The organism is Burkholderia cepacia, assembly GCF_001039005.1.
Lineage (GTDB): Bacteria > Pseudomonadota > Gammaproteobacteria > Burkholderiales > Burkholderiaceae > Burkholderia > Burkholderia theae.
On the sequence record NZ_LDWR01000100.1, the window covers coordinates 21,511 to 40,514 of the forward strand.

General features: G+C 67.9%; 20 protein-coding genes. 9 read left to right on the forward strand and 11 right to left on the reverse strand.

Translation table 11 applies throughout. The features are described 5' to 3' along the window. Window position 1 precedes the first annotated feature (1 nt). On the forward strand, window positions 2-385 hold the full coding sequence (locus VL15_RS37645) for a hypothetical protein (protein ID WP_048251984.1): 384 nt from the start codon (window positions 2-4) through the stop codon (window positions 383-385). A 29-nt stretch (window positions 386-414) separates the two neighbouring features. Here VL15_RS37645 and VL15_RS37650 read toward each other — a convergent pair whose 3' ends face one another. From VL15_RS37650 to VL15_RS37660, 3 genes are all read right to left on the reverse strand, one after another. Then, window positions 415-1,266, reverse strand: coding sequence for a dienelactone hydrolase family protein (locus VL15_RS37650; protein WP_048251985.1), 852 nt, complete (start codon window positions 1,264-1,266; stop codon window positions 415-417). Between the two features lie 179 nt (window positions 1,267-1,445). Then, a complete protein-coding gene (locus VL15_RS37655; RefSeq protein WP_048251998.1) occupies window positions 1,446-1,751 on the reverse strand; it encodes a hypothetical protein in 306 nt (101 codons plus the stop codon). A 188-nt stretch (window positions 1,752-1,939) separates the two neighbouring features. After that, window positions 1,940-3,379, reverse strand: a complete 1,440-nt coding sequence (locus VL15_RS37660) for a cytochrome P450 (RefSeq protein WP_048251999.1) — start codon at window positions 3,377-3,379, stop codon at window positions 1,940-1,942. Between the two features lie 87 nt (window positions 3,380-3,466). On the opposite strand from VL15_RS37660, the gene VL15_RS37665 reads away from it, so the two are divergent. The 5 genes from VL15_RS37665 (at window position 3,467) to VL15_RS37685 (ending at window position 8,346) form a co-directional block, all read left to right on the forward strand. Further along, on the forward strand, window positions 3,467-4,402 hold the full coding sequence (locus VL15_RS37665) for a helix-turn-helix domain-containing protein (RefSeq protein ID WP_048251986.1): 936 nt from the start codon (window positions 3,467-3,469) through the stop codon (window positions 4,400-4,402). Between the two features lie 218 nt (window positions 4,403-4,620). After that, entirely contained in the window at window positions 4,621-5,505 is an 885-nt protein-coding gene (locus VL15_RS37670; protein ID WP_048251987.1) for a LysR family transcriptional regulator, read from the forward strand. 173 nt (window positions 5,506-5,678) lie between these two features. Continuing rightward, entirely contained in the window at window positions 5,679-6,611 is a 933-nt protein-coding gene (locus VL15_RS37675) for an AEC family transporter (protein ID WP_048252000.1), read from the forward strand. A 132-nt stretch (window positions 6,612-6,743) separates the two neighbouring features. Beyond that, on the forward strand, window positions 6,744-7,676 hold the full coding sequence (locus VL15_RS37680; RefSeq protein WP_048251988.1) for a DMT family transporter: 933 nt from the start codon (window positions 6,744-6,746) through the stop codon (window positions 7,674-7,676). 295 nt (window positions 7,677-7,971) lie between these two features. Next, window positions 7,972-8,346: a hypothetical protein gene (locus tag VL15_RS37685; RefSeq protein WP_048251989.1), complete on the forward strand. Its 375-nt coding sequence runs from the start codon at window positions 7,972-7,974 to the stop codon at window positions 8,344-8,346. A 146-nt stretch (window positions 8,347-8,492) separates the two neighbouring features. On the opposite strand, the gene VL15_RS37690 is transcribed toward VL15_RS37685, so the two are convergent. Together VL15_RS37690 and VL15_RS37695 are read right to left on the reverse strand one after the other, a co-directional pair. Beyond that, a complete protein-coding gene (locus tag VL15_RS37690; protein ID WP_048251990.1) occupies window positions 8,493-10,010 on the reverse strand; it encodes a CoA-acylating methylmalonate-semialdehyde dehydrogenase in 1,518 nt (505 codons plus the stop codon). 49 nt (window positions 10,011-10,059) lie between these two features. Beyond that, window positions 10,060-11,418, reverse strand: coding sequence for an aspartate aminotransferase family protein (locus VL15_RS37695; protein WP_048251991.1), 1,359 nt, complete (start codon window positions 11,416-11,418; stop codon window positions 10,060-10,062). A 105-nt stretch (window positions 11,419-11,523) separates the two neighbouring features. Here VL15_RS37695 and VL15_RS37700 point away from each other — a divergent pair, with 105 nt between their 5' ends. After that, entirely contained in the window at window positions 11,524-12,474 is a 951-nt protein-coding gene (locus VL15_RS37700; protein ID WP_048251992.1) for a LysR family transcriptional regulator, read from the forward strand. Between the two features lie 153 nt (window positions 12,475-12,627). On the opposite strand, the gene VL15_RS37705 is transcribed toward VL15_RS37700, so the two are convergent. Genes VL15_RS37705 through VL15_RS37715 form a run of 3 tightly spaced genes read right to left on the reverse strand, consistent with a single transcriptional unit; the run spans window position 12,628 to window position 14,741 of the window. Continuing rightward, entirely contained in the window at window positions 12,628-13,884 is a 1,257-nt protein-coding gene (locus VL15_RS37705; protein ID WP_048251993.1) for an MFS transporter, read from the reverse strand. After that, entirely contained in the window at window positions 13,881-14,216 is a 336-nt protein-coding gene (locus VL15_RS37710) for a hypothetical protein (RefSeq protein ID WP_048251994.1), read from the reverse strand. The genes VL15_RS37705 and VL15_RS37710 overlap by 4 nt, the downstream gene beginning before the upstream one ends. A gap of 36 nt (window positions 14,217-14,252) precedes the next feature. Beyond that, complete coding sequence (locus VL15_RS37715) at window positions 14,253-14,741, reverse strand: MarR family winged helix-turn-helix transcriptional regulator (RefSeq protein WP_419188712.1); 489 nt, start codon at window positions 14,739-14,741, stop codon at window positions 14,253-14,255. A gap of 159 nt (window positions 14,742-14,900) precedes the next feature. On the opposite strand from VL15_RS37715, the gene VL15_RS37720 reads away from it, so the two are divergent. Continuing rightward, window positions 14,901-15,392 (forward strand): 2,4'-dihydroxyacetophenone dioxygenase family protein, encoded by a 492-nt coding sequence (locus VL15_RS37720; RefSeq protein WP_048251995.1) that lies wholly within the window; start codon window positions 14,901-14,903, stop codon window positions 15,390-15,392. 83 nt (window positions 15,393-15,475) lie between these two features. On the opposite strand, the gene VL15_RS37725 is transcribed toward VL15_RS37720, so the two are convergent. Continuing rightward, on the reverse strand, window positions 15,476-16,309 hold the full coding sequence (locus tag VL15_RS37725; protein ID WP_048251996.1) for a hypothetical protein: 834 nt from the start codon (window positions 16,307-16,309) through the stop codon (window positions 15,476-15,478). Beyond that, entirely contained in the window at window positions 16,309-17,160 is an 852-nt protein-coding gene (locus VL15_RS37730) for a class I SAM-dependent methyltransferase (protein WP_048252002.1), read from the reverse strand. The genes VL15_RS37725 and VL15_RS37730 overlap by 1 nt, the downstream gene beginning before the upstream one ends. A gap of 131 nt (window positions 17,161-17,291) precedes the next feature. Between VL15_RS37730 and VL15_RS37735 the strand changes: the two genes are divergently transcribed. Continuing rightward, window positions 17,292-18,263 (forward strand): LysR family transcriptional regulator, encoded by a 972-nt coding sequence (locus tag VL15_RS37735; protein WP_080971090.1) that lies wholly within the window; start codon window positions 17,292-17,294, stop codon window positions 18,261-18,263. 28 nt (window positions 18,264-18,291) lie between these two features. Here VL15_RS37735 and VL15_RS37740 read toward each other — a convergent pair whose 3' ends face one another. Beyond that, window positions 18,292-18,750, reverse strand: a complete 459-nt coding sequence (locus VL15_RS37740) for an MEKHLA domain-containing protein (protein WP_048251997.1) — start codon at window positions 18,748-18,750, stop codon at window positions 18,292-18,294. Window positions 18,751-19,004: the final 254 nt, after the last annotated feature.

A 19,004-nucleotide genomic window follows, 5' to 3' on the forward strand; every position in this document is an offset into this window, starting at 1 on the left:
CATGTCGCTCATTCCGCTCGTCGGACTTGGCTGGTTGTTTCTGTGTGCCATCAGCGCCGCATCGATCGTGCTCGTGCCACCGCTGCTGCTGGTCGCCTGCCTGATGGGAAAAGATGTCTGGTCGATCCTGACGCGCGGCCGGCTGCAGTTCGCGTTCCTCGCCTACCTGGGTTCCGCGCCGGTGCCGGCGGTCTTCACGTTCCTGCTGGAAGCCGGTGCCGCGGTCGGGAGTGCCGGCGGCTCCGCGTCCGACGCGTTGAAAGCGTGGAACGAAAGAGCGTTCTTCATTTTCGTCGGCGCGGCCGCGCTGTGCGGGCTGCTGCTGTTGCTGCGGCCCAGGAGCAGGACTGCCGTGAACGTCGAGCCGTCCCGGCCTGCGCAATAGTCGAAGGGCAAGCGCGCCGGCCAACCCGCTCAGTTCTCGAGCAGGTGCGCGCTGACGTATTCGACCACCCGTTGCTGCGCATCCGCCCGCGCCACCGGCTCCGTCCCTTCGATCGGCACCACGCCGGCCTTCGTCGTAAAGGCAGGCATCGCATGCACAGGCATGTCCGGCCAGTCGAAGTCGTGGTACGCGCCGGGATACGCATGAAACGTTGCCTCCGTACCGGGTGCGACCGAGTCGAATAACGTCTTGCACGGGGCGTACGGCGTCCACACGTCCTGCTCGCCGATCAGCACCAAAAGCGGCACGGTGCTTTGCCACACGGCACCCTGTGCCTTCACGTTGCAGCTTGCCGGATAAAACGCCACCGCCGCGCGGAAATCGCCATCCGGCAGCAAGGCGGGCCGCGCCGGGCTCGACGCACGGATCGCGTTCAACAACGTCCCGCCGCCCAGCGACCACCCGACGACGCCGATGCGATCGGGCTGCACGGTATCGAGCGACTGCAGATACTTCAGCGCCCCATACGCGTCGAACGGCCGCGCGCGATAAATCTCACCGACGAAATGCGCAGGCGCGCACATCTCGCCGTGATTGCGCGGACTGAAGCTGTCGACTTCGAGCACTGTGATGCCGGCCGCGTTGAAGCGGGACGCCCAGTCGCGCTCGCGCGAATAGATCTTGCCGGATTTCGCGAACATGCCCGAACAGCCATGCAGGAACACGAGTGCGGGATGACGGCCGGCGCCGGGCGCGGGGAACAGGTAGCCGTCGAGCATCGTCGATGGCGGGCCGTCCGTCGACGGAAAGTGAACGACCGTCTGCGCACTCGCGATCGCGGACGCGCAACCCAGCACCACGGACAACAGCAGCTTGCGCATCGGACGCTCCCGATTGGTCGGATGGCACGACAACGCAATCGAGGCGGTGCCGGTTGACACGCTCGGCCGGACGGCGCTCCGCGCCCTGCCCGCGACAGTGAAACGTCAGCTTCGCGGGGCGCGGCGCCCCGTTTGCCACCGCTGTGCGCGACGCGTTCAGCACCTCGCACAGCGTCCTGCTACTTCCACTTCGCGCCGAGTTGCGCGAGCCCGGCGTTCCGGAGATCGTCCGGCAGCATCACCACGCGGAACTCGCAGTCTGCATTCAACATCAGGAACCACGGCTCCGCGAGCGCCGGAATCTGCGACGGGTCATCCAGATTGACGATCACGACCGCTCCGCGCCCGCCGTTCTGCTCCGTGAAATACACGGCCTCCGGCCTGACTGCTTCGAGTATTCGCGAGATCACGTCGCCGACGCTGCCGTCGCGCACCAGCGTGTTGAACGGCTCGTGAGGGATTCGTATGTTGAGAAGCATGCGCATGACCATCCTCCTTGGGCTCCGCCCGGCTTGGGCCCTTCAAGCATAGGTGCTGCGCGACGCCGCGCCAGTGGCGCCGCAAGCAATTGCCGGCACGCATTCACATTCCGACGATTCGATGACACCGCGTCGCGCGAACGGCAATCGCTCGCGCGATGCAGGCCGGGTCGAATCGACCGCTCATGCCCCCATCATGCGGAGACCGCATCGGCCGTCAGCCCCGTCGGCGCGATCGCCAGATGCAACGCCCGCTCCGGCCGCAGCGTCACGTTCAGCACCTCGCGCGGCGGCGTCATGCCGGGCGGCACCGACAAGACATAGCGCTGCAGGATCATTGCGGCCACAACCGTCATCTCCGTCATCGCCAGATGCTGTCCGAGGCACACGCGCGGGCCGGTGCCGAACGGCATGTACGCGCCGCGCGGCAGCGCCGGCGCATCGTCCGCGAAGCGCTCCGGACGAAACGCATCGGGCTCCGGAAACCATCGCGGATCGCGCTGCATCAGTTGCAGCGGCAGCATGAACAGCGTGCGCGCGGGAAACTGCCATGCGCCCAGCGTGATCGGCCGCGCTGCGCGACGGCTGATCAGGATCGGCGCGGACGGATACAGCCGCAGCGTTTCGTCGAGCGTCTGCGTCAGGTAGCGCAACGATGATCGCGTCTCGGCCGACGGCGCGCGACCGCCCAGCACGCGGGACACCTCGTCGCGCGCGGCGGCTTGCACGGCCGGATTCGTGGCCATGCACCAGGCCCACCAGGTCAGCGCGCCGGCCGTCGTCTCGTGGCCGGCCAGGAACGCCGTCACGCATTCGTCGTGCACGGCCTGCAGCGGCCATTTCCGCGCATCCGTCCGATGCAGCCGCAACAGACGCGACAGCAGATCGTCGGGCCACGTATGCTCGGGCCGGTCGAGGCGCGCATGCAGTTGCCGGTCGATCAACTCGTTCAGCACCGCCATCGCCCGCACCTTGGCGCGCTTCCACGGCACCCAGTCCGGCGTGCTCGCCGGTACGTAGAACGCCGCGTTGGCCGCCGCGCTCACCACGCGCACCGCCTCCTCGGCCGCGCGCGCATCGTCGCCGATCGTTTCGGAGAACATCGTGCGCATGATCACGTCCATCGCCAACGACGTCAGCGCGCTTTCGATCGGCCAGTCCGGATCGCGTGCGGGCCACTGCGCGAGGGCATGACCGGCCGTCGCCGCGATCGCCGGAACGAACGCCTGAACCGGCTTCGGCATGAAGTTCGGCTGCAGCGCATGCCGTTTGTCGCGCCACGCATCGCCCTCGGCGACCAGCACGCTGTGGCCGTGGACCTGCGCGAAGACGCGGATCGCGCGCTCCCAGCGCCCGAGCGCATCGTGATGCGTGACCAGCAGCTCGCGCACGAGCGCCGGATCGGTCACGACCACCGCGTGCTCGGGCCATACGCGCAAGTGCACGACGTCGCCGAACTCACGCTGCCAGCCGGCCAGCGTGCCGATCAGGTCGCGCGACATCGCGCGCAGCAGCCCCCACCCCGTCAGGCCGGCGCGCGGCCCCGGCGGCCATACGCCGGGCGGGTGAAGCACGGGCGCCGGCGCAGCGGTGCCCGCATGGAATGGACATTGGGAAGAGGTTTGTGTGTTCATGCGACGGATTGTCCGCAGCGGTGAGCCGGCGGTCTTGAACGCAAACGACATCGACACGCATCCGGACGGTCCCTATACTCCGGCGTCATGTTCTCCGGACCGCCATCGATCCCGCTGTCATGCCCCGATCCGCTTGCGCGCGCACCTCGTGTCGCGAGCGGCGGGCGATCGCCGCATGGGCGGCTGCATCCCGCACCGGCCGCGCTGCAGGGCGCGGTGGTCGCGATCGTCCTGTACGACACGCGCGGCTTCGTGTTGAACGACGCGCAGCGGCTCTCGCACTTTCCGGCCACGCCGCTCGTGTGCGTGTCGTGGTACCGCGATCTCGACGCCGGCTTCGTCGCACGCACGGCCGATGGCCCGCAATGGCGCCCATTCGGCGCGGCGGCGACGCTGTCGGGCAGCCATTCGGCCCCCACCGTCGCGTGGGCGCCGACGGGCGGGCTGATCGGCATGATCTGTTTCACCGCCGATGCGGCGCGGACGCTGTTCGGCGTCGAGTTGCCGGACATCCACGACCGCGTGCTCGACGCGCACGCGTGCCTCGGCCGCGACTGGCACCCGCTGCTCGATGCGCTGATCGGCGCGGATCGCGACGCCGACGTGCTGGCGGCGATCGATCGCCATCTCGCGCCGCGCTGGCAGGCGCTGCGGCCCGCGACGCCGCTATCGTCGCTCCGCAACGCGGGACGCAGCTGGGTCGAGCGCCTCGCGCTGCAGGCGCGCGAATGGCGCGGCACGCACAGCCCGCGTCAGGTCGAACGGCGCATCAAGACCTACAGCGGCCGATCGCTGCGCGAATGGCAGGCGCTCGTCAGGACCGAAAGCGCGTTCTTCGCGGCGCGCGACCGGTTCGAAGCCGGTGCCGCGTTCAACTGGGCCACGCTGGCGCTGGACGAAGGATTCGCCGATCAGGCGCACCTGAGCCGCGAGGTCAAGCGCATCACGGGCTTCTCGCCGAGCGAATTCACGCAACGCTTCATCGACGACGAATCGTTCTGGATGTATCGGCTGTGGGTGTGACACGATGGCGGCCGGGTTCCGAAGCGTCGTCCTGACCTTCATCGATAGTCGAAGCGAACGCGGATCGGTACAGCGCCAGCCGTCTCGCTGAACCTGCCCCGCCGTTACTTGTACTACTCGCCCCGGTTGCCCGTTTCGACCCGCACGGGCATGATGGGCGCGAACCATCCGCCTGCCTGCCGTCCGTTGCCCGTCCGGCTTCCCACGTCACTTCGTCCATGTCACTACGCGCATTCAGAACGCTGGTCGCGATCGCCCGATACCGGACCTTCGCGCGCGCCGGCGAAGCCATCGGGCTCACGCAATCGGCAGTGAGCCTGCAGATCAAGACGCTCGAAAGCGAATACAACGTGCAGTTGTTCGACCGTTCGCGCCGGCAGCCGGTGCTGACCGAGGCCGGCAACATCCTGCTCGCGCAGGCCGAGCAGGTGCTCGCGATGGTCGACCGAATTCCCGATGCGTTGAGCGACGAAAAGAAGCTTGTCGGCCGCCTGCGGATCGGCGCGATCCAGACGGCGCTGTCCGGCCCGCTGCCCGACGCGCTGCTCGCGTTGCGTGATGCGCATCCGTCGCTGCGCGTGCACGTGTCCGCCGGCATGTCGGCCGAACTGGCGAACCGCGTCGCGGCCGGCGAACTCGATGCGGCCATCACGACGCGCCCCGTGCGCCCGCATCCGGCCGAACTGACGTGGACCACGCTGTACGAGGATCGCTTCTGGCTGCTGGCACCGCCTGAATATGCGGAACGCGACGCGGGCACGCTGCTCGACGCGCTGCCGTTCATCCGCTTCGACGCGCAGGCGTGGGCCGGCCGCATGATCGCTGCCGAGCTGCGCCGCATCGGCGTGCGTGTGCGCGAAGAGATGGTGCTGGACAGCGCGGAAACGATCGCACGCATGGTGGCGCGCGGGCTCGGCGCGGCGATCGTCGCGCTCCCCGATGCGACGCTCGCGCGCCTGCCGCCCGTCACGCGCTTGCCGTTCGGCCAGCCGCAGATGGGACGCGCGGTCGTGCTGCTCGAACACCAGTCGCGTCCGGCCGAGCGTTTCGCGCGTGCGCTGGCCGCAGAGGTCACCGCGTCATCAATGAGAATTTCTCATTGAACACCCGATAATTAACAATTATTCCTGTTACTTGCGCGTGTTAACTTGGCGGCATCGTCACTCTTTCGATTGCGTGTCGCCATGTTGCCCGCCGGATGGATTTCCGCCTCGATTCGCCGCACTGCCTGCCGGCCGCTCCGCGCGTCCCACCCGGCCCGCATGAAGGCACGCCGATGATCGGCCCGATCCTGCTCGCGCTGGCGCCGGTCGCGCTGCTGGTCGCGTTCGGCCACGGCCTGCGCCGTACGGGTTTCATCTCCGAAGCGTTCTGGCCGCAGGCCGAGCGGCTTTGCTACTACGTGCTGCTGCCCGCGCTGTTCGCGGACGGCCTCGCGAACGCGCGACTGCAATCGTTGCCCGTTTTACCGCTCGCGGCAGCGCTGGTCGGTTCGACCGCGCTCGCCGCGGCGCTTCTTCTGCTGGTCCGCCGGTTCGTCCGGGTCGACGGCGCCGGCTTCACGTCGGTGTTCCAGGGCGCCGTGCGCTTCAACAACTACGTCGGCACCGCGCTGGCGGCCGGGCTGTTCGGCGCGCAAGGCATCGCGCTCGCCGCCGTGTGCGTCGCGGCGATCGTCCCGACCGTCAACCTGATGTGCGTGCTGGTCTTCGCGCGCTACGGCGACACGCGGCTCGGTGCGGCGGCGCTCGCGCGTCAGATCCTGTCGAATCCGCTCGTCGTCGCATGCACGCTCGGGATCGCGATGCAGGCCGGCGGCGTCGCGTTCCCGGCCGCCGTCGAGCCGGCCGTGCGCGCGCTCGGCGCCGCATCGATGCCGCTCGGCCTGCTGTGCGTGGGTACCGCGCTGAAATTCGATGCGGCCCGCGCATGGCTGCAGCCGGTCTGCGTCGCGTCGGCATTCAAGTTCATGGCGATGCCGCTCATCACGCTCGCGGCCGGCCGCCTGTTCGGGCTCGGCGATGCGGCCCTGACCGTCGCGCTGCTGTTCCAGGCGCTGCCGACCTCGTCGGCGTCGTACATCATGGCGCGCCAGCTCGGCGGCGACGCACCGCTGATGGCCGGCATCACCGCGTTCCAGACGATCGCGGCAGCGCTCGCGATGCCGGTCGTCCTGACGGTGCTCGCGTCCGCGCCCGCGTTTCGCTGACGACGCCGCACCGGCACCCGACCACACCTCCCCTGAATCAGCCTGCAGGCCAGCCAGCGCGCGGTTCGGCATCGTCAGCCGCGCGCGGTCGCGCACGCGTTGCCGCAGGCGCTTTTCGAGAAACCCCGTCACATGAACGCTCCCGCCCCACCCGCCGGCATCGTCGCCACCCGGCCGAACGCGGCCATCTACGTGAAGCTCACGCTCGTCGCGCTGTTCTGGGGCGGCACGTTCATCGCGGGCCGGATCCTGGCTGCCACGATGTCCGCGACCTCGGCGGCCACCGGCCGCTTCGCGATCGCCGCGCTGCTGCTGGTCGTGCTGACGTGGAAGATCGAAGGCGGGCTGCCGAAGCTGAACGGCCGCCAGATCGTGACGACCTTCGGACTCGGCGCGACCGGCATCTTCCTGTACAACGTGTGCTTTTTCGCGGCGCTCGCGCGGATGCCGGCCGGTCGCACCGCGCTGTTCGTCGCGCTGAATCCGGTCGCCACCGCCGTGCTGCTGTCGGTTGTCGTGCGCGAACGCCTGTCGCTGTCGCGCTGGGCCGGCATCGCCGTCGCGCTGTTCGGCGCGCTGATCGTGATCAGCCGCGGCGAATTGCTGCGCGTGCTGACCGATCTCGGCAATACGTTCGGCGCCGGCGAGCGCTACATGCTGTGCGCGGTATTGAGCTGGGCCGCCTATACCGTGATCGGCCGGCGCGCGCTCGATGGGCTGTCGCCGCTGGCGGCCACGACGTATGCGGCGCTGTGGGGTCTTGGATTGCTGCTCGTCGCGCACCTGTTCGGCTCGCACGCGAGCAACGGCACGCCGCTGACGTGGCAGGCCGTCGCGTCGATGATTTACCTCGGCGCCATCGGCACGGTGGTCGCGTTCGTCTGGTATTCGCAAGGGATTCGAGAACTCGGGCCGGCCCGCGCCGCCGTGTTCACCAATCTGGTGCCCGTGTTCGGCGTGCTGCTGTCGGTCGCACTGCTCGGCGAACCGCTGTCGCCGTCGATGCTGGCCGGCGGCGCACTCGTGGTCGTAGGCGTCGCGCTGGCCAATCGCGCGCGGCGCTGACGCGTTGGCCTGCGCGCCGGCCGGGCTCGGGGACGGATGCCGAATCCGGAATCGCGACGGCATTCGCTGCGCCGTCGTGCGACACCTGCACCCGGCCGATACGCACCCCGTTCTACTCGCAGCCCTGCCAAAAACCGCCTATCGTGAATGTAGCGCCCCGTTTGCCGCCATCCGACCCTGCGTCGCTCGCGCCGGCGGCGACGGCACCGCGTTCCGGCACCATTCATCGCGATCCTGGCGCACGCTCGCCCGTGCGCGCGACCGCGGCCGCCCACCGGACTACCAGGAGGCACACATGAAAGCCGTGTTGTTCGTCAGTTCCGTCCTGCTTGCCATTGCATCTGCTTCAGCCTCGGCCCAAGGTTCAATCACGAAAGTCGAAAACGGCGCGCTCGTCGCCGCGAACGGAATGACCGTCTACGTATTCGACAAGGACAAGCCCAACGCCGGCACCAGCGCCTGCTCGGGCCAGTGCGAATCGTTCTGGCCGCCGTACAAGGCCAGCGCGACCGACGTTCCGGCCGGGCCCTACACGATCGTCAAGCGCGACGACGGTAGCCCGCAATGGGCGTACAAGGGCAAGCCGCTGTACTTCTTCTCGAAGGACATGAAACAGGGCGACCGCAACGGCGACAACTTCAAGGACATGTGGCACGTGGCCACGCCGTAAACGTTGTTCCGCCGACTTTCGCACAATCGGCGCGGACGTAACAAAGCCCACCCGGATCGTCGATCGGGGCGGGCCTTTGCACCCTTGCGCCAGCCGTATTGCATCGCCCGCCGACGGGCGGACGATACATGCAGCCGAAATGTGCGTCAGCGGTTCGACGGGAAGCTGAACACCGTCCCTTCGCGCACGCCGGCCGACGGCCAGCGCTGCGTGATCGTCTTGCGCTTCGTGTAGAAGCGCACGGCGTCCGGGCCGTACGCGTGCAGGTCGCCGAACAGCGAACGCTTCCAGCCGCCGAACGAGTGGTACGCGACGGGCACCGGCAGCGGCACGTTGATGCCGACCATGCCGATCTGGATGTTGTCGCTGAAGTAGCGTGCGGCCTCGCCGTCGCGCGTGAACAGGCACGTGCCGTTGCCGTATTCGTGCGCGTCGATCAGCGCCATCGCCTCGTCGAGCGACTTCAGCCGGATCACGCCGAGCACGGGCCCGAAGATCTCGTGCTGGTAGATCGGCATGCCGGGCTTCACGTTGTCGAACAGGCACGGGCCGAGGTAGTAACCGCCGTCGTGGCCGTCGACCTTCACGCCGCGGCCGTCGACGACGAGCGTCGCGCCCGCCGCCACACCCGCTTCGACGAAGCCCGTCACCTTCTCGAAATGCTGCTGCGTGACGAGCGGGCCCATGTCGACGCCCGCGCCGTTGCCGGGGCCGACCTTCATCTTCTCGATCTCGGCCTTCAGGCCCGCGACGACCTTGTCGCCCGTCTCGTCGCCGATCGCAACGACCAGCGGAATCGCCATGCAGCGCTCGCCGCACGAGCCGTATGCGGCGCCCATCAGCGCGTTCACCGCGTTGCCGATGTCGGCGTCCGGCATCACGACCGCGAAGTTTTTCGCGCCGCCGAGCGCCTGCACGCGCTTGCCGTGCGCGCAGCCGGTCGAGTAGATGTATTCGGCGATCGGCGTCGAGCCGACGAAGCTCACGGCCTTCACGCGCGAATCGGTCAGGATCGTGTCGACCGCTTCCTTGTCGCCGTTCACGACGTTCAGCACGCCCGGCGGCAGGCCGGCCTCGACCGCGAGCTCGGCCATGCGCAGCGTCGACGACGGCGTGCGCTCGGACGGCTTCAGCACGAACGTGTTGCCGCACGCGACGGCCATCGGCCACATCCACAGCGGCACCATCACAGGGAAGTTGAACGGCGTGATGCCGGCGACGACGCCGAGCGCCTGGAACTCGCTCCACGAATCGATCGAGGGGCCGACGTTCTTGCTGTGCTCGCCCTTCAGCAGCTCGGGCACGTAGGTCGCGTATTCGACGTTCTCGATCCCGCGCTGCAGTTCGCCCATCGCATCGGCGAGCACCTTGCCGTGCTCGGCCGTGATCAGCGCGCACAGCTCGTCGGCGTGCTCCTCGAGCAGCGTCTTGAAGCGGCTCATCACGCGTGCGCGCTTCAGCGGCGGCGTGTTGCGCCACGCCGGGAACGCGGCCTGCGCGGACGCGATCGCGGCTTCGACGGTCAGCTTGTCGGCGAGCGCGACGCTCTTGTCCGATTCGCCGGTGGCCGGGTCGAACACCGGCTGGACGCGGCTGCCGCCGTCGACGCGCTTGCCGTCGATCAGGTGGCCGAGGGTGGAAGTCACATTGCTGTCGTGTTTCATCGTTCAGGCTCTTTCGTGAATTCGGTTGTCGCTTGGGGCGAGCCGTGGCTCAGTCCACTTCGTTCAGTGCGTCGGACAGCGCGTTGATCAGGTTGTCGATCTCGCGCTTCTCGGCGATGAACGGCGGCGCGAGCTGGATCGTGTCGCCGCCGTAGCGCACGTAGAAGCCCTTCGCCCAGCAACGCATCGCGATCTCGTACGGGCGCCGTGCCGGTTCGCCCGGCAGCGCCGCGATCGTCAGGCCGGCCGCGAGGCCGTAGTTGCGGATGTCCGTGATATGACGCTGGCCTTTCAGGCCATGCACGGCCGCCTCGAAATGCGGCGCGAGCTCGCGCACGCGGCCCACCGCGTCCTCCTTCACCAGCAGGTCGAGCGCCGCGACGCCGGCCGCGCACGCGACCGGATGCGCCGAATACGTGTAGCCGTGCGGGAACTCGAGCATGTACTCGGGGCCGCCGGCCGCCATGAACGTGTCGTAGATCTCCTTGGTCGCGATCACGCCGCCGAGCGGCTGCACGCCGTTCGTCACCTGCTTCGCGAAGTTCATGATGTCCGGCGTCACGCCGAACGCGTCGGCGCCCGTCATCGCGCCGGCACGGCCGAAGCCCGTGATGACTTCATCGAAGATCAGCAGGATGTCGTGCGCGGTACAGATGTCGCGCAGGCGCTTCAGATAGCCCTTCGGCGGCACGACCACGCCGGCCGAGCCGGAGAACGGCTCGACGATCACGGCCGCGATGTTCGATGCGTCGTGCAGCGCGATCAGCTCGAGCAGGCGGTCGGCCAGCTCGGCGCCGTGCTCGGGCATCCCGCGCGAGAACTTGTTTTCGGCGAGCTGCGTGTGCGGCAGGAAATCGGCGTCGAGGCCCTGGCCGAACAGCTTGCGGTTCGGTCCGATCCCGCCGACCGAAATGCCGCCGAAGTTCACGCCGTGGTAGCCCTTCTCGCGGCCGATCAGGCGCGTTTTCGTGCCCTTGCCCTTCGCGCGCCAGTAGGCGCGGGCCAGCTTCAGCGACGTATCGGCCGCTTCCGAGCCCGAACCCGTGAAGAACACGTAGTCGAGGCCAGCCGGCGTCAGGTCCTTGATCTTGTTCGCCAGCTCGAACGACTTCGGATGACCGAACTGGAACGCCGGCGCGTAGTCGAGCTGCGCGACCTGGCGGCTCACGGCTTCGACGATTTCCGTGCGGCCGTGACCGAGGCCCGTGCACCAGAGGCCCGACAGGCCGTCGAAGATCTTGCGGCCTTCGCCATCCGTGTAATACGCGCCCTGGCCCGACACGATCATGCGCGGGTCGGCCTTGAACTGGCGGTTGGCCGTGAACGGCATCCAGTGCGCGTCGAGCCATGCGGCGTCGGTGCGGATGGTCGTGTCGTCCTGCTGCGCGGCGGTGGTGATGTCGGTCATGTCGGTCGGCGCGGCGCGCCCCTCCTTCTTGTGATGATGTTGCGCATTGTCGGGAGGCCAATTAGTCTCTTCAATATCGCAATATCAATGTTCACTTGCGCAACTATGCAATCAAAGCAACCGAAGAGCCGCGCGCTGCTCGGGCAGCTCAGCGACATGGATCTCCGCCTGCTGCGGGTCTTCAAGGGCGTCGTGCAATGCGGCGGGATGGCGGCGGCCGAACTGGAACTGAATATCGGCATCTCGACGATCAGCCGGCACGTGAAGGATCTGGAGACGCGCCTCGGCCTCGTGCTGTGCCGGCGCGGCCGCGCGGGCTTCACGCTGACGCCCGAGGGGCAGACGGTGTACGAGGAGACGTTGCGGCTGCTCGCGTCGATGGAGGCATTTCGCAGCAGGATCGACGGCATTCACGACCGGATGGGCGGAGAACTGCACATCGCGGTATTCGACAAGACGGCCACCAACGCGAACGCGCGCCTCGGCGACGCGATCCGCCAGTTCGCCGACGAGGCGCCGGACGTCGCGCTGAACCTGCACGTCGCGTCGATCAACGAGGTCGAGCGCGGGATCATCGACGGCAGCTATCAGGTCGGGATCATTCCCGCGCACCGCAATTCGGGCAGCCTCGTGTATTCGGAGCTGTTCGACGAACGGATGCTGCTGTACTGCGGCCGCCAGCATCCGCTCTACGACGCGCCGCACGGCAAGCTCACGTGGACTACGATCCGCAACCACGCGTTCGCGGGCCTAGGCTTCCATTCGCCGAACATGGAACTGAGCCATCGCGCGAAGCTCACGCGCAGCGCGACCGCGTCGGACCAGGAGTCGATCGCGACGCTGATCCTGTCCGGCCGTTATCTCGGCTTCCTGCCCGACCATTACGCGGAAAGTTTTGAAACCAAGGGGCTGATGCAGCCGATCGCGCCGCACCGGTTCAATTACCGGTGCCGGTTCGTGAGCCTGCTGCGCCGTTCGCCGCGGCCGTCGCGAGCCGCGTTGCTGTTCCAGTCGTGCCTGGAAGCCGCGCATGCGGCGGCCCGGCCGGCGGCGTAGGCGGCGCACGCGGGGAATCCGGTTCACGTCGGTACGCCGTGCAGATCGCGCAGGCAGGACGCTCGGCATGACGATTGGCGCCATGCGCGCGCACGCCGGCATCGAATATGGGACGGACGGGCGCAGCCGCGCCTTCATCTCCGCCCTGCTACGTCACGCGCGTTCGCCCTGGTCGGCCGCGCCGCCTGTGCGCAGCCTGGCCCGGCTGCGCTTCACGAAATGCGTCGCGACGAGCGCGGCCGCAAAGCCGGACGCCGCGCCGACGCCGAGCGCCCAGCGCGGGCCCAGATGGTTCGCGACCCAGCCCGCCACCGGCGCGCCGATCGGCGTGCCGCCGAGCGCGACCGCGAGGCGCAGTGCCATCACGCGGCCGCGCATCGCCGGCTCGGTGGATAGCTGCATCAGGCTGTTGGTCGAGTTCATGAAGGTGATCGCGGCGATCCCGGTCAGCACGAGCGCGGCGGCGAACAGCCAGTAGCTCGGTGCCAGCGCGGCAAGCGTGCAGCCGAGCCCGAACAGCGCCGCGCCGAACCACAGATGCCGGAACCGCGGCTGTTCGCGGCGGGCCGCGAGCAGCGCGCCCGTCACGGTGCCGACCGCCATCATCGACGACAGGACGCCGAAGCCGCGCGCATCGACGTGGAACACGCTGGCCGCCATCGTCGAAATGAACAACTGGAAATTGAGCCCGAACGTGCCGATCAGGAACAGCATCACGAGGATCGCCTTCAGGTCGTCGCGCCGCCACACATACCGGAACCCGTCGAGCAGCCCGCTGCGCGAGCGGCCCGCCCGCACGTTCGCGCGCAGTTCGTCCTCCCGAAGCAGCGACAACGACGCCAGCACCGCGAAGAAACTGAGCCCGTTGGCGAGGAACGCCCAGCCGGTGCCGATCGACGCGATCAGGAACCCGGCCGCCGCCGGGCCGATCATCCGCGCCGCGTTGAACGACGTCGAATTGAGCGCGACCGCGTTCGCCAGCTCGCGGTCGCCGACCAGTTCCGCGACGAAGGTCTGCCGCACGGGCGCGTCGAACGCCGCTGCGCAGCCGAACAGGAACGCGAAGATGTACACATGCTCGAGCCGCACGACACCGGTGACCGTCAGCGCGCCGAGCACCAGCGCCAGCACGCCCATCAGCCCCTGCGTCACCATCAGCAGCTTGCGCTGGTCGAAGCGGTCGGCCGCATAGCCGGTCCACGGCAACAGCAGCAGCTGCGGCCCGAACTGCAGCGCCATCACCGTGCCGACCGCCGATGCGTCGTGATGCGTGAGCTGCGTGAGCACGAGCCAGTCCTGCGCGGTGCGCTGGATCCACGTGCCGATGTTCGACACCAGCGCGCCGATCGCCCACACGCGGTAGTTGAAACTCCGAAGCGAACGGAACACGCCTGCCGCCGGCACGCTCATGACCGCTCCCGTTCCGGATCGTTGCCGCCGTGCAGCGCGCCGAAGTGCCGTGCCAGGAACAGGCCGAGCGCAAGAATGCCCAGGCCGAGCGCGGCCGCGTCGGCCGTCGCGTTCAGGTCGAACTCGCCGACCCGGCGGACCAGCGCATAGCCGATCGCGAGATTGACCATGCCCCACACGACATTGACGGTGGACGACGACAGCCCGCGGCCCGGCGGATTCGCGAACGGCGTCTGGAACGGCTCGCCGCGCAGCCCGCTGACGAGATGCGGCACGGCGTTCGCGAGGAACGCGCCGCCGAAAAAGTACGACACGAAATGCAGCAAGTTCATGTTCTGGCTTTCCTCCCGCCGGGCGGGTCGATGGGGTTACGGGCGCGCCGCTTCCTGGAATTCCGCGAGCCGCTGCAGCAGCTTCACCGCCGACGCGAGTTCGGCCTGTTCCCGCGCCGACAACTGCGCGTGCAGCGCGCGGAACAGCCAGTCGTCCTTGGCCGCGCGGTTGGCCTGCAGCACCTTGCGGAAACCGGGCGTGAGCGCGATCAGCGTCTGCCGGCCGTCGGTCGGATCGGCCGCGCCGCTGACGGCGCCCATCGTTTCCAGCGCCGCCACCGTCACGCGCATCGACTGCGGGCGCACGCTTTCTGCGCGGGCAAGCGCAGACACGGTCGCGGGACCGTCGCGGTCGAGCCGCAGCAACACCGATCTCTGGGAAGACGTGAGGTCGTTCGGGTGGGTCTGCTCCCGCATCCGCCGCATCAGCTTGCCGACCGAGATGCGGAGTTCGCCGGCGAGACCGGCCAGAGGGAGCGTTTCGGGGGACGAGGATGGCGTGTTCATGACGCGATGATAGTCCATATACAGAAAAACTGTACAGTTTTACTGTATATCTCGACGCGCAGCCAACGCGTGTCCGCAGCGGCCCGAGAATCGGAGACGAACGCGAAACGTCGCGTTCGGCCGCGCGATCCGGCTCTGCGATAATGCGGGCTCCCCATTTCCGCACTACCGCCCGCCATGACGCAGCCTTCCGCCCCGCTCGCCACCGACCTGCCGCCGATCTCGTGCCTGCCCGGCGACGCGCTGCCATGGCTACCGATGAGCGCCGACCTGCCGGGACTGGCGATCAAGTACCTGCATATCAACGCGGCCGAGGACACGCTGACCGCGCTGCTGAAGATGCCGGCCGGCGGCACGCTGCCGCGCCACCGTCATGACGGCGAGGTGTTCGTCCATACGCTGCAGGGCGCGTGGCGCTACCGCGAATACGACTGGGTCGCGCACGCCGGCTCGACGGTGCTCGAACCGGCCGGCTCGGTGCATACGCCGGAAACGCTCGGTGCGCCTGGTGAGGACGTGATCACGCTGAACGTGATGCGCGGCGATCTCGTGCTGCTCGACGACGACGGCCGCGAAACCGCGCGCGAGAATTGCCGTGTCGCGCTGCTGCGCCAGCGCAAGCATGCGCGCACGGCGCCGGACGACGCCGTGGCGTTCGTGACGCGCTGACGTCAGGCGGAGTCGGATCCGGCGATCGGAGCATGCACACCCGGCGTCGAAATACCGGGGCCGCGCCGTATCGCCGAACGGGCTTAGACAGCGGACCGCCGGATCAACTGGCGCAGCGACAGCGCGTGCAGCAGGATCGAGGTCGGCACCACGAACGCCGGGGTCAACACATCCGGATAAACGCCGGCGCCGATGCTCGGCACATTCGGAACGATCAGCTGGAACCGTCCGGGCGACGTGATCATGCCCAACGTGATCGCGATGGCGAAATCCGCGAGGCCGAAGAGGTTCCACATGATCGCCGCTTTCCGACCCTCGGCCGTGCCGGTCGCGACGGCGATGGCCGCCGGCACGGCGAACACGCCGGTCAGCACGTCGCCGATTCCGGCCGGCAACGCAAACACGCCCGGCATCCCGCCATGCAGCCACGCGGCGAGCGCCCAACCGCCGAATACGCGGTAAAGCTGAAGCGCGACGAGCCATGTCGCCGGCATCGCATCGAGCACCTGCCCGACCCGCCGCGACAACAGCAACAGTGGCGCGCCGATCAGCACCGGCAGAACGATCGCCAACGGCAGCAAAGGCGGCGCGTCCGGCGAGCCCGCGCGGAACGTGCCGTCGATGGCCGCGCTCCACGCGACAGCGAACCAAAGCGTGTACGGAATCATGACCGCAAGCCAGGTCGTGCTGCGCTGGCCCGGCGTCAGGCCGGTGCGTTCGAGGCCGAGCCATAACCCGATCGCAACAATCGCATGGACCGTCAGTTGGTGCGCGGTAGCCGGAACGCCGCTCGCCGGGATGGCCGGCTGCCAGTAGATCAGGCCGAGCCACACGACCGTCAGCGGTACGATCCAGAGCAGGCCGCGCCAGGCAGCGCGCGACGGAACGATACCGGCAGGAAAAGGAGCGGTTGTCATCAGCGGGCCTCCATGCGGCTCGGGGTATGCGTTGCGTCGGCCTCGAACACCGCGGTGAGAATGCCGACCCGGCCTTCGACGAGATTGCGTCCCAGGTTCGCGAACAGTTGCGCGAAGTCCGGCCCCAGCACGATCCCGAGATTCGGCGACGGCGGCGGCCCGGACGCGCGTCGTCGGGCGATCCACGCTTTGGCGGCCTCCGTGTCGTCTTGCCATGTCAGCGTGCGGAAACCGGCTGCCTCGATGGCCTCGCGTGTTGCATCGGCCGTCATCAGGAAGCTCGTGGCCGGGGTTCGCGCCCACGGAACGGGATAGTGCAGTTCGTTGCCGTTGGCGACGACGTCGTACGTCGCGAATTTGCCATCGGGCTTCAGCACGCGCCGGATCTCCCGGTAAAGCCGTGCGCGATCGGCGATGTTCATCGCCACATGCTGCAGCAACACGACATCGAAACGGCCGTCGTCGAACGGAAGGTCCAGCGCGCTGGCGGTACGAAACGACACTTGCCCGCTCTGCCCGGTGCGCTGCGCGAGATACCGTGCGGCATCCACGAACGGCTCGCTGAGGTCGATGCCCGTCACCCGGCAGCCACGGGTTGCAGCCAGCACGCGAGCCGGCCCGCCGATGCCCGAACCGACGTCCAGCACCGCCGTGTCGGCAGTGATCCCGACCAGTTCGGCAAGCTCGTCGGTAGCAGCCAGCCCGCGCGTGTGAAACTGGTCGAGCGCGTCCAGTTGCCGCGGTGTGAACAGTTGATTCTCCGGTCCAAGCGCCGTGAGTGCGGCTTTCAGCCGCTCGGTCAGGCCGGTCGCGCGATAGTGCTCGCGCACGCCATCCAGTGCATCGTTCATGGTGAGTTCCTCCATGGTTTCGAGCAGATCGTTTCGGGCTTGCGTACCGAGATCGGCGCGATGCCTCGTCTGCATGTGCAGGTGTACCATGGCCGCTGGCGAGCGACTATTCATCACAATGTTGATGGGCCATGAAGCAGAACTTCACAGTCAGGCAAGGCGCGCTCGACGGCGTGGAAGCGTTCCTCAGCGTTGCCCGGCATCGCAGTTTTCGCCGCGCGGCCGCCGAACTCGGCGTGACGCCGTCGGCCGTCAGTCAGGCCGTGCGTGTGCTTGAAGAACGCATTGGCGCCGCACTCTTCATCCGCACCACGCGCAGCGTCGGCCTGACCGAAGCCGGCGAACGGTTTCTGTCGCGTGCCAAGCCGGCGTTCGAAGAGCTCGTCGCCGCCGGCGAGGTCGCACGCGATCTCGGCCAGCGGCCCACCGGACTGTTGAGACTTTCGGTGCCGCGCGCGGTGGTGCCGATCCTGCTGGAACCGCTGATTGCCTCCTTCTGCCGCGCGTATCCCGAGATCGAAGTCGAGATTGCCGCGAACGAAGCGCTGGTCGATCTCGCGGCGGAAGGGTTCGACGCCGGCATCCGCCTGGGCCAGTTCGTCGACGCCGACATGGTCGCGGTGCCTTTGACGCCCCCGTTCCGTCTCGCCATCGTCGGCAGTCCGACCTACTTCGCAGGCCGCGGCCGTCCCGAACGCGTGGACGATCTGCGCGAACATGCATGCTTACGATGGCGGAGATCCAGCGGTGCGATCGCGCCGTGGTCATTCAACGACAACGATCGCGAGATCGAGGTCGCCGTATCGGGCCCGTTTATCGCACATGATTTTCCTACCCTGCTGGGTGCGGCAGTCGAAGGTCTGGGCCTGGCGCAGCTACCTGAGCCGATGGTCTCGGAAGCGCTGAAAGCGGGAACCCTGGTGCACGTGCTGGAGCCGTTTGCGCCGGTGAGGCCGGGCGTGTTTCTCTACTATCCGGGCCGCCGGCAGATCATGCCGAAGCTGCGCGCGTTCATCGATCACGTAAAGAACCACCCGCCAGGTCCCGGCAAAGTCGTGGCGCATCTTGCACCGGGGCGCGCAGGACCGAGGAAAAACGGATGATGTTTTCTTGAATGATTGCTATGCGCGATCAGATGTCACGCGTGCGCGGGATGACGACCGCCTGGCCGTGCAGTGTGCCGTCGGCGTCGAGTAGTTGCCACAGCGTGGCTTCCTCGATCATGAAGCGCTGGCCTGACTTGGTGACCCGCACGCCCTTGTAGCCCGCCTCGTAGCCGAGCCGCTGTACGCGTGCGAGGAATTGCTCCCGCTCCTCGCGATTCGGGGCCTCGGCTGAAAGTCGGGACGGCAGTCGGGTGATTTCATCCCAGCTATACCCAAACCGGCGCTGCGCGGCCTTGTTGCCGTAAATAAAGAGCGGGTCAGGATCGGTGTTGTGCGCGAGTACCGCGAACGGCGCACGCTCATAGAGCCATTCGGTAGCTTCGACCACGGGCATGGCCTGAGGCACCAGGGGACGGCCAAGCAGCTGGGCATAGCTGTCGGCAAGGAGCTGATAGAAAGCTGGATTGCTGTGGAGTGGGATCATCTAAGACATCTCGACGGAGATCGTAGGGCCCGTCTGCGCGACTGTGGTGGCGCTCACGATACCGCATCTGCAGGCTAAGGTTCCTTGTTTCCCTGCGTCCAGCGGCGGCGGAGAGCGGTGATTGATCAATCGGCCGGAAAATGGTGCGACGCGGGCATTCCACTGTCCGAGGTACGCAAGCGGTCATGGACCGCTCGTGGTCGGTAGCCGTCGGCCACGATCGGCGCTTCCCGACTGCGGATTCAACCGGTCGA

Excerpts from the sequence above, each read along its gene's own strand:
- VL15_RS37645 (WP_048251984.1), top strand. The coding sequence starts at position 2 with ATGTCGCTCATTCCGCTCGTCGGACTTGGCTGGTTGTTTCTGTGTGCC.
- VL15_RS37650 (WP_048251985.1), bottom strand. The coding sequence starts at position 1,266 with ATGCGCAAGCTGCTGTTGTCCGTGGTGCTGGGTTGCGCGTCCGCGATC.
- VL15_RS37655 (WP_048251998.1), bottom strand. The coding sequence starts at position 1,751 with ATGCGCATGCTTCTCAACATACGAATCCCTCACGAGCCGTTCAACACG.
- VL15_RS37660 (WP_048251999.1), bottom strand. The coding sequence starts at position 3,379 with ATGAACACACAAACCTCTTCCCAATGTCCATTCCATGCGGGCACCGCT.
- VL15_RS37665 (WP_048251986.1), top strand. The coding sequence starts at position 3,467 with ATGTTCTCCGGACCGCCATCGATCCCGCTGTCATGCCCCGATCCGCTT.
- VL15_RS37670 (WP_048251987.1), top strand. The coding sequence starts at position 4,621 with ATGTCACTACGCGCATTCAGAACGCTGGTCGCGATCGCCCGATACCGG.
- VL15_RS37675 (WP_048252000.1), top strand. The coding sequence starts at position 5,679 with ATGATCGGCCCGATCCTGCTCGCGCTGGCGCCGGTCGCGCTGCTGGTC.
- VL15_RS37680 (WP_048251988.1), top strand. The coding sequence starts at position 6,744 with ATGAACGCTCCCGCCCCACCCGCCGGCATCGTCGCCACCCGGCCGAAC.
- VL15_RS37685 (WP_048251989.1), top strand. The coding sequence starts at position 7,972 with ATGAAAGCCGTGTTGTTCGTCAGTTCCGTCCTGCTTGCCATTGCATCT.
- VL15_RS37690 (WP_048251990.1), bottom strand. The coding sequence starts at position 10,010 with ATGAAACACGACAGCAATGTGACTTCCACCCTCGGCCACCTGATCGAC.
- VL15_RS37695 (WP_048251991.1), bottom strand. The coding sequence starts at position 11,418 with ATGACCGACATCACCACCGCCGCGCAGCAGGACGACACGACCATCCGC.
- VL15_RS37700 (WP_048251992.1), top strand. The coding sequence starts at position 11,524 with ATGCAATCAAAGCAACCGAAGAGCCGCGCGCTGCTCGGGCAGCTCAGC.
- VL15_RS37705 (WP_048251993.1), bottom strand. The coding sequence starts at position 13,884 with ATGAGCGTGCCGGCGGCAGGCGTGTTCCGTTCGCTTCGGAGTTTCAAC.
- VL15_RS37710 (WP_048251994.1), bottom strand. The coding sequence starts at position 14,216 with ATGAACTTGCTGCATTTCGTGTCGTACTTTTTCGGCGGCGCGTTCCTC.
- VL15_RS37715 (WP_419188712.1), bottom strand. The coding sequence starts at position 14,741 with ATGGACTATCATCGCGTCATGAACACGCCATCCTCGTCCCCCGAAACG.
- VL15_RS37720 (WP_048251995.1), top strand. The coding sequence starts at position 14,901 with ATGACGCAGCCTTCCGCCCCGCTCGCCACCGACCTGCCGCCGATCTCG.
- VL15_RS37725 (WP_048251996.1), bottom strand. The coding sequence starts at position 16,309 with ATGACAACCGCTCCTTTTCCTGCCGGTATCGTTCCGTCGCGCGCTGCC.
- VL15_RS37730 (WP_048252002.1), bottom strand. The coding sequence starts at position 17,160 with ATGAACGATGCACTGGATGGCGTGCGCGAGCACTATCGCGCGACCGGC.
- VL15_RS37735 (WP_080971090.1), top strand. The coding sequence starts at position 17,292 with ATGAAGCAGAACTTCACAGTCAGGCAAGGCGCGCTCGACGGCGTGGAA.
- VL15_RS37740 (WP_048251997.1), bottom strand. The coding sequence starts at position 18,750 with ATGATCCCACTCCACAGCAATCCAGCTTTCTATCAGCTCCTTGCCGAC.